The organism is Anaerotruncus massiliensis (ex Togo et al. 2026), assembly GCF_030825285.1.
GTDB classification, from domain to species: domain Bacteria; phylum Bacillota; class Clostridia; order Oscillospirales; family Ruminococcaceae; genus Anaerotruncus; species Anaerotruncus massiliensis.
This window is the reverse complement of record NZ_JAPJQF010000016.1, coordinates 16574-31489: the sequence shown is the minus strand read 5'-3', so window position 1 is coordinate 31489 and position 14916 is coordinate 16574. Positions and strand designations below refer to the sequence as shown.

The following is a 14916-nucleotide window of genomic DNA, read 5'->3' as shown; positions in this document are numbered from 1 at the left end:
CCTTTTCCGCGCGCGGCGTCCTGCCTCGAATCGCCCGCCGCGGCTCATGTCCGCCCCGCGGACCCGGCCCTATTCCCGCGCGGCGTCCTGCCGCCGCAGCTGCCCGCAGGCCGCGCTGATGTCCGCGCCCAGCTCCCGGCGGATGGTCGCGTTGACCCCCAGCCGCTGCAGCTCGTGCTGGAACCGCTCGATCGCAGCGCGGTCCCCCCGCCGGTAGCCCGTCTCCGCGACGGGGTTCACCGGGATGAGGTTGACGTGCGCGCCCATGCCGCGCAGCCGCGCGGCAAGCTCCGCCGCGTGCTCCGGCGCGTCGTTCACGCCGGCGATCAGTGCATATTCAAACGAAATCCGCCGCCCGGTGGCTTCAAAATAGTCGCGGCAGGCCTCCAGCAGGCGGTCGATATGATACTTTTTGTTGATTGGCATGGAAAGATTCCGAATCGTATCATTTGGCGCGTGCAGCGACACCGAGAGGGTGAGCTGCAATTTCCGCTTTGCTAGCTCGTAGATCCGGTCGACCAGCCCGCAGGTGGAGAGGGAGACGTGCCGCAGGCTGAGGCCGAGCCCCCGCGCGTCCGAAAGGTTCTCCAGAAACGCCATGACATTGTCGAAGTTGTCGAGCGGCTCGCCGATGCCCATCAGCACGACGCCGTCCACCCGCTCGCCGCTGTCCGCCTGCGCTGTGTAGACCTCGTCGAGCATCTCGGAGGCGGTCAGGTCGCGCACCCGGCCCGCCAGCGTCGACGCGCAGAATTTGCAGCCCATCCGGCAGCCCACCTGCGTCGAGATGCAAAGGGAGTTCCCGTGGCGGTAGCGCATCAGCACCGCCTCGACGCAGTTGCCGTCCCGCAGCTCATACAGGTATTTTACCGTACCGTCTATGTTGGAAACAAGTCTTTTTTTGATACGGATGGCGTTTATGTAGAACTTTTCGTCAAGCTGACCGCGCAGGGAGGCCGGGAGATTGCTCATTTCGGCAAATGTGGACACCCTTTTTTCGTGCAGCCAGCCGAAAATCTGCCCCGCGCGAAAGCGCGGCAGCCCCAGCTCCGCGACCGCCGTTTCCAGTTCCGGGAATGTATAGGATTTCAGGTCCAGCCCGCCCATTCGTTCACCGCCCCGCAGTCAAAATGTTTGGCCCGATCACCGCCGCTCGAGGCAGGCGGTGAAAAAGCCGTCGGTATCCTCCCGCTCCCCCGTGTGGGTCTCCTGCGAGATCAGGCCGAAGCCCCCGTTCTCCGCGAGGAACCGCTCGACGACCCGCTCGTTTTCCGCCGGAAGCAGCGTGCAGGTGGAATAGACCAGCCGCCCGCCGCTCCTAAGGTATTGTGAGGAGGTTTGCAGGATTTTATACTGGATTTCCGGCAGATTCTGGATGCTCCCGGGGGGCTTGTACTTGATCTCCGGCTTGCGGCGGATGACCCCGAACCCCGAGCAGGGCACGTCGCAGAGCACCCGGTCGAATTCCCCGAGCGCCGGGTCGTACACCCCCGCGTCCCCCGCCGAGGCGGTGACGATCGACACGCCCAGGCGGCGCGCGCCCTTTGCCACCAGATCGGCGCGCTTTTGGTGCAGGTCGCGCGCGACCACCTCGCCGCGGTTTTCCATCCGCTCGGCGATCGTGAAGGTCTTGCCGCCCGGCGCGGCGCACGCGTCGAGCACCCGCTCGCCCGGCAGCGCGCCAAGCGCCTCGGCGCAGAGCTGGGAGGCGCGGTCCTGCACGTGGAAGAGCCCCTCCGCGAAGGCGGACAGCGTCTCGACGGCGAGCCTGCCCCGCACCGCCACGCAGCCGCCGGGCGGCGCGGCCGGGACGGCTTCCGCCCCCTCCGCCACGAGCCGCTCGCAGAGCGCCTCCGGCGTAATCCGCAGGGTGTTGGCGCGCAGGTAGACGGGCGCCTTGCCGAGCGAGCCTGCGAGCATCCGCAGGGCGGCCTCCTCCCCGTAGGAGGCGAGCCACTCCTCCACCAGCCAGGCGGGACAGGAATAGTCGACCGCGAGCTGTCCGGCGCGGGAGCCCCCCGCGGGCGGGACGGCCTTTCCGTCCCGCAGGAAGGCGCGCAGCACCCCGTTCACGAACCCCGAGGCGCGCACGCAGCCGAGCGATTTTACAAGGTTGACGCTCTCGCTCACTGCGGCGTAGTCGTCCACGCCGTCCATGTAGAGGAGCTGGCAGACCCCCATCCGCAGGGAAGCGCGCACCGCCGGGGTGAGCGCGGAAAGCGGCTTGGCGGAGTAGCGCGCGAGGATGTGGTCGATCGTGAGCATCCGCTCGAGCGTACCGTAAAAGAGCGCGGCGGCAAATGCGCCGTCGCGCGGGGAAAGTCCGTTTTTGGCGGACAGCGCATCGATCACGAGGTTGGAGTAGGCCCCCGCCCCCTCCATCCGCATCAGCGCCTGCGCCGCCGCCGTACGTGCATCCTTCATGGCGCGGCCCCGGTCAGTCGCGCCGGCGGTTGCCGAAGAGAAGGATCAGCCGCATCAGCTGCGCCACCGAGACGAGCAGCGCCGCCACATAGGTCAGCGCCGCCGCGCGGAGCACCTTGCGGGCCCCCTCCAGCTCCCGGCGGTCGAGGAAATTTCCGTTCTCGAGCGTCGCGAGCGCACGGGAGGAGGCGTTGAACTCGACCGGCAGCGTCACGAGCTGGAAGACGGCGACGAGGGAAAAGAGCAGCAGCCCGATATCCACAAGCGTCCCCGAGAGGAAGAGCCCGACGATGATGAGCGGGATCGACAGCTTGGAGCCGAAATTGGTGATCGGGATGATCGCGTTGCGGAAGGTGAGCGGCGCGTAGTGGGTCGCGTGCTGCACCGCGTGGCCGCACTCGTGGGCCGCCACGCCGAGCGAGGCGACCGAGTCGCTGTCGTACACTCCGGCCGAGAGGCGCACCACCCGTTCGCCGGGGTCGTAGTGGTCGCTGAGCTTGCCGGCGACGCGCTCGACGCGCACGCCCGTGAGGCCGTTGTCGTCGAGGATGCGGCGGGCGGCCATCGCGCCCGTCATCCCGCGGGAGACGCGCACCCGCGAATAGCGGTTGTACGCGCCCGAGACCTGCGCCTGCGCCCACGCCGCGAAGAGCAGCGCGGGCACGACGAGGATCAGATAGTAGTAGTCAAGCGGATAAAACATCAGTTACTCCCTTTCGTTGGGGGATTCCCCCAGCCTGGTCCCCGCGGCGACGGGATGTCCCCGCAGGTAGTCGGCGGCGTTCATCCGGCGGCCGCCCTCGGCCTGGATTTCCACCAGTTCGACCGCCCCCTCGCCGCATGCCACGGTGAAGGACTTTCCGCCGAGCAGCTCGCCCGGCGCGCCCTTTCCCTGCGCGGCGCGGGTGCGGTAGACCTTGAGCAGCTTCCCGCCGAGCGTCGTGTGCGCGACCGGCCAGGAATTCATGCCGCGCACGAGGTTGTGCACCTCCCGCGCGGGCTTTGAAAAGTCGATCTCCGCCAGCTCCTTGGAGAGCATCGGCGCGTAACAGGAGGCCGCGTCGTCCTGCGGTTCGCGCGGGGCCCGCCCCGCGGCGATGAGCGTTACCGTCTCGGAGAGGGCCTGCGCGCCGAGGGCCGCCAGCCGCTCGTAGAGCTCGTCCGACGTCTCGTCGGGGCCGATGGGGGTCGCGCGGCGCAGGATCATATCCCCCGTGTCCAGCCCCTCGGCCATATACATCGTCGTGACGCCCCCTTCGGCGTCCCCGGCGATCACGCTCCACTGGATGGGCGCCGCGCCCCGCCAGCGGGGCAGCAGCGAGCCGTGCACGTTGACGCAGCCGTACTTCGGCAGCTCCAGGATCTCCTTCGGCAGGATTTTGCCGTAGGCGACGACGACGACCAGTTCGGGAGAAAGCTCCCGCAGGATCGAGAGCGCCTCGCCGTCCCGCATTTTGGCGGGCTGGTAAACCGGCAGCCCGCGTTCGAGCGCCAGCTCCTTGACGGGCGGCGGCATCAGCTTGTAGCCGCGGCCCCTGGGCTTATCCGGCTGGGTGAACACCCCGGCCACCTCGTGCCCGTCGTCCAGCAGGCGCGCCAGGCAGGGCACCGCGAAATCGGGGGTCCCCATGAAAACGATTCTCATCGCGATCCCTCCGTCATTCGGTCTCCTCGAGCTCCTCGGGGTCGAGCATCCGGTCGGCCTTGTCGATGAAGAGGACGCCGTCGAGGTGGTCGGTCTCGTGGCAGACCGCCACCGCGAGGTACCCCTCGGCCTCCAGCTCGAACGGCTTGCCGTAGCGGTCCTGCGCCCGCACCCTGAGCTTCTGGGGGCGGTGGACCATGCCGTACTGGCCGGGCACCGAAAGGCAGCCCTCGCCGCCGTACTGGTCCCCCTCCTGCTCGACGATCTCGGGATTGACGAGTTCATGCCGGCCCTCGCCCACATCGATGACGACTGCGCGGCGCAGGATGCCCACCTGCGGGGCGGCGATGCCCACGCCGTCCCCCTTCATCGTCTCATACATATCGTCGAGCAGCGTCCACAGCCGCTCGTTGAACTCGGTGACCGGGCGGCTCTTTTTGCGCAGCCGCTCGTCCCCCTCCTTGATAATCGTCCGTAGCGCCATGATTCTATCCCCTTTGTAATCTGTGTGGAAATATTTCCTTATAGTTTATTCAATCGTGACATCCGGCTGGTTCCACGCGGTGAGCGTCGTTTCCGTTTCGGAGAAGAGCTGGTCGGTTTTCCCGTCCACCGTCACGCTCGCACGCGAGGTCACCCGCTGGCCGACGAGCAGCCCTTCGGGATTGACGAGGTAGGTCGCGCTGCTCTCAAGCACCTGCTGGCCCTCGGGGGCCTGCTTATTGAGATCGGCAAGGGCCTTTTCGTTCATCTCGAACGTGTATTCGGTGCCGGTGTCCCACTCGGTCGTGGTGACGACCGCGATCCCGTTTTTCAGGCGGCCGCCGAAGGGCGCGAAGCTGCCGCCCGCGTCCCCCTGCTCCTGCCACGCGCCCCCGACGAGGGAGTAGACCTTTCCGCCCTGCATCTTCATCTCGGTGACGACGGTCTCATCCCCCATCGCGGTCTCCGAGCGGTAGAGCGCGTCGGTTTGCCTGCCGTCGCGCACGAAGGTGAGCGTCTCCTTCGTCACGGCGTCGAATCCCTCGACGATCCCCTGCTCGCTCGAGAGGGTCACCGTCACCGTGAGCTCTCCGTTCTGGAGCGCGTCGAACCGCTCCATCGCGTCGTTGACGAGGTCGGCCTCGGTCTTCCGGCCGCAGGCGGCCAGGGATAGCGCCATCAGGATGGCGAGGATTCCCGCTAAAACCTTTTTCATCTTGTCCTCCAGTCGCATGTCAGATCGAGCTTTCATATTTCGGGTCGACGGTGAGCGTCACGCCGCGCAGGGCCGGCTGGGAGAAATACCAGTCCGCCGTGCCGCGCAGCAGCGCGCGGGTGCGTTTGTCGTAGCGGCATTTGACCGCCATGCGAAAGCGGTACTTGCCCGCGAGCTTGACGATCTGGCTTTCGCAGGGGCCGAGCACCCGCAGCGGGAGCCCGGCGTAGTCCGCCTTCGCCCGGCGGGCAAATTCCGCGAGGAACTGCCGGGCGGCCTCCTTCGTCTTCGCGTACGCAAGGCCGGAGAAGCCGATCCCCACCATGTCGCAGAAGGGCGGGTAGAGGTGGATGCGGCGGCTGTCGATCTCCTCCGCGTAGAACCCGTCGTAGTCCTGCGCGGCGGCCAGCGCGATCACCGGGTTTTCCGGCGTGAAGGTCTGGATATAGGCGCGGCCCGCCTTTTCGGCGCGGCCCGACCGCCCGACCACCTGTGTGAAGAGGGAAAACGCCCGTTCAAAGCTGCGGTAGTCCTGCGCGTAGAGGGCCGAATCGGCCGACAGCACCCCCACGAGGGTGACGTTCGGGAAATCGAGGCCCTTGGCGACCATCTGCGTCCCGATTATTATATCATATTTTCCGGCTAAAATATCGGAAAAATGCTTTTCATGGGAAAAACGCGCCATCGTCGTATCCATATCCATCCGCAGGACGCGCGCGTCGGGGAAAAGCTCGCAAAGCTCCTGCTCCACCTTCTGGGTCCCGGCGCCCGAAAACCGCCGGAACTTGTTGCCGCAGGTGGGGCAGCTCTCGTCCGGGCGGGCGGTGTAGCCGCAGTAGTGGCACATGAGGTGCCCGTTGGCGCTGTGGTAGGTGAGCGCCACCGAGCAGTTGGGACAGGTGGCGACGGTCGAGCAGACGGCGCATTTGACGAGGGTGTTGTAGCCGCGACGGTTGAGCAGCAGGATGCTCTGCTCCCCCGCGTCGAGGTTCCTTTGCAGCTCGGCGATGAGCTGCTCCGAGAGGGACGCGCTCTGCGCGCCGAGCGGCTGCGCCGCCATGTCGAGGATCGCCACGTCGGGCAGCCTGGCCGCGCCGTAGCGGTTTTTCAGCGTGAGCAGCTCATAGCGCCCCTCCCGGGCGCGGTAAAAGCTCTCGACGCTCGGGGTGGCCGAGGCAAGCAGCAGCAGCGCCCCCTCCTGCGCCGCGCGGAAGCGCGCCACGTCCCGCGCGTGGTAGCGCGGGGACATCTCCGACTTATAGGTGCCCTCCTGCTCCTCGTCGATGACGATGAGCCCGATGTTCTCCATCGGCGCGAACACCGCGCTGCGTGTCCCCACGACGATCGAGGCGCCGCCGTTTTTGATCCGCTTCCACTCGTCGAGCCGTTCGGTCATCGAAAGCCCGCTGTGCAGCACCGCGACCCGCCCGCCGAAATACCGGCGGAACCGGTCGATCATCTGGGGGGTGAGGGAAATTTCCGGAACCATCATGATCACCCCGCGCCCACCGTCGAGCACGTGGCGGATGGTGCGCAGGAAGACCTCCGTCTTGCCCGAGCCGGTCACGCCGTAGAGGAGCGCGGTGCGCGCCTCCCGGCTGTCCGCCAGCCCGCACAGCCGCTCAAAGGCGGCGTTCTGCTCCTCCGTCAACACGATCGCCGCCGCGTCCTCCCGCGCCGGGCCCTCCGCGTAGGGGCTGCGGTAGATCTCCCGCGTGAAAAGCCGCGCCGCCCCCGCCGAAACCAGCCGGTCCACGACCGATTTTCCGACGGCGGCGAAATAGCAGACCTCCTTGAGGGACGCCTCGCCCACCTGCAGCAGCAGCTCGACGACCGCCTTCTGCTTGGGCGTGAGCTTCACCCGCACGTCGGAGAGCTCCCCAATCTCCCCGTCGAGCCGCACCATGACGAGCTTCCCGTCGAGCACCCGGCGGCGCACCTCCTGCGCCTTCTGAAACGTCCCCCGCGCGCAGAGTTCCCGCAGAACGGGCGCGTCCCGCTCGAATCCGAGCGCGGCGAGGAGCGCCTCCTCCCGCACCGGCTTCCCCCGCCCCGCGAGGTAGTCGTAAACCCGGCGTTCCTCCGGGTCTTCGGGGGCGGGCGCGTCCTTGGAAAGCTCGTAGGTATATTCCAGCTCCACCCCGATGCCGGGGGGCAGCAGGGCTTTCACCGCGTCGAAATAGGTGCAGAAGGTGTTGTCCCGCAGCCAGAAGACGAGCGACAGCAGCTTGTCCGACAGGAGCGGTTCGGGGTCGACGAGGGTCGCCAGCGGCTTGAGCCCCGCCGCGTCCGGCTCCTCCTCCACCGCGACGGCCAGGCCGAACCGGGTGCGGTTGCCCGCGCCGAAGGGCGCGGTCACCCGGCAGCCGGGACGGACGGGCATCCCCTCCGGCACGCGGTAGCTGTAGATTTTATCAAAGCTCTGCGCCGCGTTCTCCACGACGACGCGCGCCACCAGCGGCATGGGGGTCCCTCCCTTCGCACGGATGGATGTCCGGATTCAGAGCGCATCCAGCATCCGCTGGAGCGCGTCGAAAAACCGCCCCACATGGATGCCGTCGCAGAAGGCGTGGTGCGCCGTCACCGAAAGCGGCATTGTCACCCGCCCGCCCTCGCGGGCGTATTTCCCCCAGGTGATGTGGGGGACCGCGTCGTCGCGATCGAAGCTGCCCGCCTGCGAAACCGACGTGAAGTCGACCCACGGCAGGCAGGAGAGGTAGAGGTAGTCGTCCCGCGCCTCCTCCGAGTCGAGCAGGAAGCGGTCCCCCTGCCGCGCCGACGCCTCGCCGCAGCGGCGCAGGAACTCGCCGAGGTCCTCGCACCACTCGACCCCGACGCACTTGAAGAGCTCGCCGTCCGCGCGCGGCTCGGTGAAGGAGGGGTTGACCCGCTCGTGCAGCAGCGGCCGCCCCTCCCGGATGCGCATCCGGAAGGCGGGGACCCCGTTTGCGGCGCGGACGACGAAATACCCCATCGCGTGGTAGGAGGACCCGCCCCGCGCCTTCATGAACTCGCAAAAGCGGGTCACGTCGAGCCGCGCGCAGAGGTCGTACTGCGGGCGGTCGAGCGAACGGAAATACCGGTACTGCTCCCGCCGGGGCCATGTCTCCAGATCGATCCACTCCATGCCGTCACGCCTCCCCTCTCTCCTCCCGGGCGCGATAGAGGTCGCGCAGGCGGTCGAGGATCTTTTCCGCCACCGCGTCCTTGCCCATGAGCGGCAGGCACTCGGCCCCCTCCCGCGTGAGGATGATCACGAGGTTGGTGGCGGTGCCGAAGCCCGCGCCGCGGGTGCCCAGATTGTTGGCGACGATCATGTCCACATTCTTTTTGGAGAGCTTGGCGCGCGAATTTTCCAGAAGGTCGCGCGTCTCCATCGAAAAGCCGCAGATCACCTGCCCCGGCGTCCGGTTGTGGCCGAGGTGGGAGAGGATGTCCTGCGTGCGCTCGAGCGCGAGCGTGAGGCCGCCCTCCGCCTTCTTGATCTTGTGGCTGGCGACTTCGGCCGGGCGGTAGTCGGCCACCGCGGCGCATTTGATGATGATGTCCTGTCCGGACGCGCGGGAGACGACCGCGTCGTACATCTCCGCCGCCGAGACGACGGGCACCACCGCCACCCCGAGCGGCGGCGCGAGCGAGACCGGGCCGGAGACGAGGGTGACGGCCGCGCCGCGCCTGCGCGCGGCGGCGGCGAGCTCATACCCCATCCGCCCGGTCGAGTGGTTGGTGACGAACCGCACCGGGTCGATCGCCTCCCGGGTCGGGCCGGCGGTGACGAGCAGGCGCACCCCCTCCAGGTCCCGCTCGGTGAGCGCCGCGCGCACCGCCTCAAAGAGCACGGCGGGATCGGGCAGCCGCCCGCGGCCGGTGTCGCCGCAGGCGAGCAGGCCGCTGTCCGGCTCGAGCACCGTGAAGCCGAAGCCGCGCAGCGTCTCCAGATTGCGCTGGGTGACGGGATTGTCGTACATGCCGGTGTTCATCGCCGGGGCGACGATCTTGGGGCAGCGCGCCGCCAGCACCGTCGTCGTGAGCATGTCGTCCGCGACGCCCGCCGCGAATTTGGCGATCACGTTGGCGGTCGCGGGCGCGATCAGCATGACGTCCGCCTTTTTTGCGAGCGCCACGTGCTCGACGTCATATTCGTAATTGCGGTCGAAGGTGTCTGCCGCGACGCGGTTTTTGGAGAGCGTCTCAAAGGTGAGCGCCGACACGAACTCGGCCGCGTTTTTCGTCATCAGCACATGCACGTCGGCATCCGTCTTGGCAAGGTCGCTCACAAGCTGCGCGGCCTTGTAGGCCGCGATGCCGCCCGATACGCCGACGACGATCGTTTTTCCCTCAAACATTCCGATTCCTCCTCATTCCAGCGGGACCACCCGCCAGGGCGGTCCGCCGCCTTCGATCGCGTGGGTCCCCTGAGGGTTGATCCCCCAGATCGACGCGCCGTCCAGGCGGCCGAGCCTGCGCGGGGCGTCCTCCCGCGTGTCGTAGAGCCAGCATTCCCGCTTTTCCATCAGGTCCCCGTCCGCCGTCTCCGCAACGTCGGAGACGACGTAGACAAACTGCACGCCGCCCTCGACCGCGCGGGTGCAGTAAAGCCCGAACCCGTAGCCGCCGTCATAGAGCTTGCGCCCGTCGTAGTCGCGCGGGGAAAAGGAGATCTCCTCCCCCGTCGCGAGGTCGTGGCGGCGGAAGCTCGGCCACGCCTCTCCGTCCCGCTTATCCATCCAGATGTAGTCGTAATGGGACGCGTCGAGGGGAAGCGCGTCCCCGGAGGCGGTGTTGTCCTTCGCGACGAGCCGCCATTCGCCCCCGTCGGGGAGGAACCACGCCTCGATCCCCCACTCGTAGCCCTCGTCGGTAAAGATCCCGTTGTTCCACTCCCGGAAGCCGTAGAGGCCCCCCTCCACCGGCTTGTAGCGGAAAAAGCCCGTGTCGTCGCAGAAAAGCTCCCGCTCCCCCGCCGTGTCGAGGCGGTAGAGCACCCGGCGGGGCTCGCCGGGCGGCGGGTCGACGCTCGCCATGTAGTAGAGGCTCTCGCCGAACGGCCAGCACTGGTAGATCCCGTAGGCGCCCGCGTCGTAGACGGTGAAGCCCTGCCAGCGCACGTCGCGGTAGTCGTCCACAAGGGAAAGGGCGTCGGCCGCGATGTCATAGAGCAGCAGCATTGCGCCCGTCTCGAGCGCGATGTGCCCGCTGCCGAGCGGGTAGGCGTTCACATAGGCGGATTGCTTTTCATAGTCGCCCGTGGCGGCCTCCACCTCCTCCGGGGAGGCGTCGGGGAAGGCGTGCAGCAGCGTTCCGTCCAGGTCGTAGAGCGCGGCGTTCAGAAGCGTCCACTTCCCCTCCCGCAGCGCCGCGCGGGTGCCGGGGACGGTGCGCAGCACCCAGCCCTCGCCGATCGTGAGGGTGATGTCCTCCGGCGAAAGGCCGGGGCCGGCCGCCGGGTCCCCGAAGGCGGCGGTGCGCAGGACTTCATTGTCGAGCCCCACCCAGGTGAGGGCCGCGCCGTTTTTGATCGCCGTCCCGGTGCCCGCCGCGTTCCACGCGGGGCGGGCGTAGAAATCCGCGTCGTAGTAGACGGGCTCCGCCGGTTCTTCCGCGCCGGGCCCGCTCAGGGCGGGCGGCTCTTCCGGAGAGGAAGAGGGCGCGGACGGCGTTTCTCCGCCGCGCGGCGCGCATCCGGGCAGCAGCAGCGCCAGCGCCGCCGCCAGCGCGAGCAGGCGTATCTTCATCTTTTTCACAACATCGCCTCCCGGGCGTGAAAAACAAAACAGGCCCTGTCAGAGCAGGGCCGCTTTGCCGTTATTCCTTCGGATGGGGGTTCCCCATCTTATACTTCCCGGCGGCAAACTCCTCGACCGCCTTCTGCACCGGCTTTTCCTCGGTGATCGCGTGGTCCTCCTCCTGCTCCTGCGCGATGTCGCGGGCGCGTTTGGCAACCGCAACCACAAAGGCATAGTAGCTGTCGCCCGGCTTGATGATGGAGGTGATCGACGGCCTAAGCATACTCATGGAACTCACACACCTTATCGATAAATTTTTTCATATTGCGGGTGCGGCACTTGGCCGCCGTGATGATCGCGCCCAACTGTTCGCGCGCCTTTTCCACATCGTCGTTGACGATCACATAGTCGTATTCCGCGGCGTGGGAGAGCTCAAACCGCGCCGTGCGCAGCCGGGCTTCCATCGCCTCCGGCGTCTCGGTGCCCCTTCCGGCGAGCCGCTCGTGGAGCGTCCCGTAGGAGGGGGGCAGGATGAAGACGAAGACCGCCTCGGGAAAGCTCTCCCGGATCTTCATCGCGCCCTGCACCTCGATTTCGAGCACCACGTCCCGCCCCTCGGCGATGTGGCGCTCCACCGCGGCGCGCGGCGTGCCGTAGCAGTTGCCGCTGTACTCCGCGTGCTCCAGCAGGCCGTCGCTTTTGGCCAGCCGGTCGAATTCCTCGCGCGTGATGAAATGGTATTCCACTCCGTCCGTCTCTCCGGGCCGTGGGGCGCGCGTCGTCACCGACACCGAAAGCACCGCCTCCGGGTGGCTTTCAAGGTAGGGCCGCAGGATCGTGCCCTTGCCGACGCCCGACGGCCCCGAATAGACGATCAGCGTACCCTCACTCATCGTCCTCGACCTCGTCGTCCTCATCCACCATGCGGTTGGCGACCGTCTCCGGCTGCACCGCCGAGAGGATCACATGGTCGGAGTCGGTGATGATGACCGCGCGGGTCCGGCGGCCGTAGGTCGCGTCGACCAGCGTGCCGCGGTCGCGCGCGTCCTGGATGATCCGCTTGATCGGGGCGCTTTCGGGGCTGACAATCGCCACCAGGCGGTTGGCGCACACCATGTTGCCAAAACCGATGTTGATGAGCTTCATCTTGCGTTCTCCTTATTCGATATTCTGTATCTGTTCACGGATTTTTTCCACGTCGCTCTTGATGTCGACCACCACCTGCGCGACCGCCACGTCCTGCGCCTTGGAGCCGATCGTGTTGGCCTCGCGGTTGATCTCCTGCACCAAAAAGTCGAGCTTCCGCCCGATCGGGTAGTCGTAGCCAAGGATCTCGCGGAACTGGACGAGGTGGCTTTCGAGCCGCACCGTCTCCTCGTCCACCGCGACCCGGTCGGCAAAGATCGCCGCCTCGGTCACGATGCGGGCCTCGTCGATCTGGCGGTCGGCGAGCACCTCGCGGATCTTCGCGGCCAGCCGCTCGCGGTAGGCCTCCACCGTGCGGGGGGACTGCTCCTTGACGAGCGCCACGCCCCGCCCGATGCTCTCGAGCCGGCTCAGCAGGTCGGCCCTCAGGCGTTCGCCCTCGGCGGCGCGCATGGCGACAAAGCGGTTCACCGCCTCGTCCGCGACCGTCCTGACCGCCGCCCAGATCTCCTCCTCGTCCTCCGCCTCGCGGCGCACGGTGAAGATGTCGGAGAACCGCGTGAGGGTGGAGAGGGTGAGGTCGTCCTTGAGCCCCGCCTCTTCGCCGATCTTACGCAGCGCGTCCACATAGGCGCCCGCCAGCTCCCGGTTGGCCTCGACAACCGCGTTCTGCCCCTCGACCGTCAGGATGGTGACGCCGACCTCCACCTTGCCGCGGGAGATCTGCCCCTGCACGTAGCTTTTGAGGCGCTCCTCCAAATATCCGTATGCCCGGGGCACCCGCGCCGAAAATTCAAAAAACCTGTGGTTGACCGACTTGATCTCCACCGTAATGTCCCGGCCGCCCAGCATCTGCTGCGCGCGTCCGTAGCCCGTCATGCTTTTGACCATCCGCGTCCCATCCTCCACGTCGTTTTGGCGTGCGCCGCCGCACATTTCCGTATCTTGATATTTTACCCCATATCGTCCCCTTTGTCAATTTCCGGATGGCTTCATAGCCTTTCGGAAGCGCAAAAAGCCGCCGGTCTTTCGACCGGCGGCTTTCGGGAAACAATCAGACGGGATGGACCTTGCTGGCCTTGTCGGCGTGCTTGCCGTCGACTCCGTACTTCTTGTTCTTGCGGGACTCGAAGAATTTGGGCGCGACCTGCGGGAACATCGCCATCGTGAGGATATCCTCCTCCTGCTCGAGATACTCGGCAGGGAACTCGGCGCGCATCTTCTCCATCTCCGGCTCGAGCAGGTCGGCCGGACGGCAGTCGATCGGCTTTTCGTCGCCGATGATCTTCTTGCGGAAGGCGGGGTCGATCTCGACCGGGGTCTTGCCGTACTCGCCCTTCACGAGGCCCTTGAACTCCTTGGTGACCATCTTGTACCGCTCGCCCATGATGACGTTGAACACCGCCTGGGTGCCGACGATCTGGGAGGTCGGGGTGACCAGCGGCGGGTAGCCCGCGTCCTTGCGGACGTTCGGGACCTCGCGGAGCACATCCTCGAACTGGTCCTCCTTCCCGGCCTGCTTGAGCTGGGAAACGAGGTTGGAGAGCATGCCGCCCGGCACCTGGTAGATCAGCGTGTTCGCGTCGACGCCCATGACCTTCGGGTTGAGCAGGCCCGCGTCGAGGTATTTCTGGCGCAGCTTGGCGAAGTGGGCGCGCACGACGTCCAGCTTCTTGAGGTCGAGGCCGGTGTCGTAGGGAGTGCCCTGCAGCGCCGCGACCATCGACTCGGTGGCGGCGTGGGAGGTGCCCATCGCCAGCGGGGACATCGCCGTGTCGATGATGTCCACGCCCGCCTCGATGCTCTTGAGCAGCGCCATCGAAGCGAGGCCGGAGGTGTAGTGGGTGTGCAGGTTGATCGGGATTTTGACCGCCTTTTTGAGGGCGGAGGTCAGTTCAAAGGCCGCGGACGGCGTGATGAGCGCCGCCATGTCCTTGATGCAGATGGAATCCGCGCCCGCGCTCTCAAGCTGCTTGGCGTAGTCCACGAAATAGTCGATGTTGTGCACCGGGCTGAGGGTATAGGACATCGCCGCCTGAAGGTGGCAGCCCGACTTCTTGGCCGCGCGGATCGACGCTTCGAGGTTGCGGATGTCGTTGAGCGCGTCGAACACGCGGATGATGTCGATGCCGTTGTCGACCGACTTCTGGACGAAATACTCGACCATGTCGTCGGCGTAATGGCGGTAGCCCAGCATGTTCTGGCCGCGGTAGAGCATCTGCAGCTTGGTGTTGGGCATTTCGCGGCGGATTGTCCGCAGACGCTCCCACGGGTCCTCGTCGAGGAACCGGATGCACGCGTCGAAGGTCGCGCCGCCCCAGCACTCGCAGGAGTAGAAGCCGACCTCGTCCATCGCGGGCAGGATAGGGAGCATCTCATCCAGGCGCATGCGCGTCGCGATCAGCGACTGGTGCGCATCGCGCAGGATGGTCTCGCAAATTTTAACCTTTTGAGCCATGGATCATTCCCCCTTAACCGATGGAGATGAGCAGATCGTCCGAGTTGACCGAATCGCCCTTCTTGACATGGACGCCCACAACCGTACCGGCAACAGGGGTGAAAATCTCGTTTTCCATCTTCATCGCCTCGAGCATGAGCACGAGCTGGTTGGCCTCGACATGGTCGCCGACGTTGACCTTCACATCGAGGATGTTGCCGGGCATCGGCGCGTTGATCTTGGTCGAGCCGGCGGCGGGAGCGGCGGCAGGCGCGGGAGCCGGGGCGGCCGCGGGAGCCGGAGCGGGCGCCGGAGCCGGAGCGGGCGCCCGCTCCGGCTC

16 protein-coding genes are annotated in these 14916 nt (G+C 66.8%); all 16 read right to left on the bottom strand.

Annotated features, from left to right (window positions below):
* Positions 1 to 69 precede the first annotated feature (69 nt).
* Positions 70 to 1107, bottom strand: a complete 1038-nt coding sequence (rlmN, locus tag RCI06_RS06975) for a 23S rRNA (adenine(2503)-C(2))-methyltransferase RlmN (RefSeq protein WP_101548937.1) — start codon at positions 1105 to 1107, stop codon at positions 70 to 72.
* Positions 1108 to 1143: 36 nt separating this feature from the next.
* A complete protein-coding gene (rsmB, locus tag RCI06_RS06970) occupies positions 1144 to 2424 on the bottom strand; it encodes a 16S rRNA (cytosine(967)-C(5))-methyltransferase RsmB (protein WP_306575228.1) in 1281 nt (426 codons plus the stop codon).
* A 13-nt stretch (positions 2425 to 2437) separates the two neighbouring features.
* Positions 2438 to 3127: a zinc metallopeptidase gene (locus tag RCI06_RS06965; protein WP_306575227.1), complete on the bottom strand. Its 690-nt coding sequence runs from the start codon at positions 3125 to 3127 to the stop codon at positions 2438 to 2440.
* Between the two features lie 3 nt (positions 3128 to 3130).
* The gene (fmt, locus tag RCI06_RS06960) at positions 3131 to 4069 is read right to left on the bottom strand and encodes a methionyl-tRNA formyltransferase (protein WP_101548932.1); all 939 of its coding nucleotides are present in this window, start codon (positions 4067 to 4069) and stop codon (positions 3131 to 3133) included.
* Between the two features lie 13 nt (positions 4070 to 4082).
* Positions 4083 to 4553, bottom strand: coding sequence for a peptide deformylase (gene def, locus RCI06_RS06955; protein WP_101548930.1), 471 nt, complete (start codon positions 4551 to 4553; stop codon positions 4083 to 4085).
* Positions 4554 to 4598: 45 nt separating this feature from the next.
* Positions 4599 to 5267 (bottom strand): hypothetical protein, encoded by a 669-nt coding sequence (locus RCI06_RS06950; protein WP_306575225.1) that lies wholly within the window; start codon positions 5265 to 5267, stop codon positions 4599 to 4601.
* Positions 5268 to 5286: 19 nt separating this feature from the next.
* On the bottom strand, positions 5287 to 7731 hold the full coding sequence (gene priA / locus RCI06_RS06945; protein ID WP_276871741.1) for a primosomal protein N': 2445 nt from the start codon (positions 7729 to 7731) through the stop codon (positions 5287 to 5289).
* Positions 7732 to 7767: 36 nt separating this feature from the next.
* Complete coding sequence (locus tag RCI06_RS06940) at positions 7768 to 8394, bottom strand: chloramphenicol acetyltransferase (protein ID WP_306575223.1); 627 nt, start codon at positions 8392 to 8394, stop codon at positions 7768 to 7770.
* Positions 8395 to 8398: 4 nt separating this feature from the next.
* Positions 8399 to 9613, bottom strand: coding sequence for a bifunctional phosphopantothenoylcysteine decarboxylase/phosphopantothenate--cysteine ligase CoaBC (coaBC, locus tag RCI06_RS06935; RefSeq protein WP_306575221.1), 1215 nt, complete (start codon positions 9611 to 9613; stop codon positions 8399 to 8401).
* A gap of 12 nt (positions 9614 to 9625) precedes the next feature.
* Positions 9626 to 11011 (bottom strand): hypothetical protein, encoded by a 1386-nt coding sequence (locus RCI06_RS06930; protein WP_306575219.1) that lies wholly within the window; start codon positions 11009 to 11011, stop codon positions 9626 to 9628.
* Between the two features lie 61 nt (positions 11012 to 11072).
* Positions 11073 to 11282: a DNA-directed RNA polymerase subunit omega gene (gene rpoZ, locus RCI06_RS06925; protein ID WP_306575217.1), complete on the bottom strand. Its 210-nt coding sequence runs from the start codon at positions 11280 to 11282 to the stop codon at positions 11073 to 11075.
* On the bottom strand, positions 11269 to 11886 hold the full coding sequence (gmk, locus tag RCI06_RS06920) for a guanylate kinase (RefSeq protein WP_121586915.1): 618 nt from the start codon (positions 11884 to 11886) through the stop codon (positions 11269 to 11271). The genes rpoZ and gmk overlap by 14 nt, the downstream gene beginning before the upstream one ends.
* On the bottom strand, positions 11879 to 12139 hold the full coding sequence (gene remA / locus RCI06_RS06915; protein ID WP_101548914.1) for an extracellular matrix/biofilm regulator RemA: 261 nt from the start codon (positions 12137 to 12139) through the stop codon (positions 11879 to 11881). Before remA ends, gmk begins: the two co-directional genes overlap by 8 nt.
* Positions 12140 to 12151: 12 nt before the next feature.
* Complete coding sequence (locus tag RCI06_RS06910; protein WP_306575214.1) at positions 12152 to 13030, bottom strand: YicC/YloC family endoribonuclease; 879 nt, start codon at positions 13028 to 13030, stop codon at positions 12152 to 12154.
* 163 nt (positions 13031 to 13193) lie between these two features.
* Entirely contained in the window at positions 13194 to 14597 is a 1404-nt protein-coding gene (locus RCI06_RS06905) for an oxaloacetate decarboxylase subunit alpha (RefSeq protein WP_101548910.1), read from the bottom strand.
* Between the two features lie 13 nt (positions 14598 to 14610).
* A partial coding sequence (locus RCI06_RS06900) for a biotin/lipoyl-containing protein (RefSeq protein ID WP_306575211.1) occupies positions 14611 to 14916 on the bottom strand: 306 nt, incomplete at its 5' end.

Coding starts and splice junctions, on each gene's coding strand:
- rlmN (WP_101548937.1), bottom strand. CDS start 1,107: ATGGGCGGGCTGGACCTGAAATCCTATACATTCCCGGAACTGGAAACG.
- rsmB (WP_306575228.1), bottom strand. CDS start 2,424: ATGAAGGATGCACGTACGGCGGCGGCGCAGGCGCTGATGCGGATGGAG.
- RCI06_RS06965 (WP_306575227.1), bottom strand. CDS start 3,127: ATGTTTTATCCGCTTGACTACTACTATCTGATCCTCGTCGTGCCCGCG.
- fmt (WP_101548932.1), bottom strand. CDS start 4,069: ATGAGAATCGTTTTCATGGGGACCCCCGATTTCGCGGTGCCCTGCCTG.
- def (WP_101548930.1), bottom strand. CDS start 4,553: ATGGCGCTACGGACGATTATCAAGGAGGGGGACGAGCGGCTGCGCAAA.
- RCI06_RS06950 (WP_306575225.1), bottom strand. CDS start 5,267: ATGAAAAAGGTTTTAGCGGGAATCCTCGCCATCCTGATGGCGCTATCC.
- priA (WP_276871741.1), bottom strand. CDS start 7,731: ATGCCGCTGGTGGCGCGCGTCGTCGTGGAGAACGCGGCGCAGAGCTTT.
- RCI06_RS06940 (WP_306575223.1), bottom strand. CDS start 8,394: ATGGAGTGGATCGATCTGGAGACATGGCCCCGGCGGGAGCAGTACCGG.
- coaBC (WP_306575221.1), bottom strand. CDS start 9,613: ATGTTTGAGGGAAAAACGATCGTCGTCGGCGTATCGGGCGGCATCGCG.
- rpoZ (WP_306575217.1), bottom strand. CDS start 11,282: ATGAGTATGCTTAGGCCGTCGATCACCTCCATCATCAAGCCGGGCGAC.
- gmk (WP_121586915.1), bottom strand. CDS start 11,886: ATGAGTGAGGGTACGCTGATCGTCTATTCGGGGCCGTCGGGCGTCGGC.
- remA (WP_101548914.1), bottom strand. CDS start 12,139: ATGAAGCTCATCAACATCGGTTTTGGCAACATGGTGTGCGCCAACCGC.
- RCI06_RS06910 (WP_306575214.1), bottom strand. CDS start 13,030: ATGGTCAAAAGCATGACGGGCTACGGACGCGCGCAGCAGATGCTGGGC.
- RCI06_RS06905 (WP_101548910.1), bottom strand. CDS start 14,597: ATGGCTCAAAAGGTTAAAATTTGCGAGACCATCCTGCGCGATGCGCAC.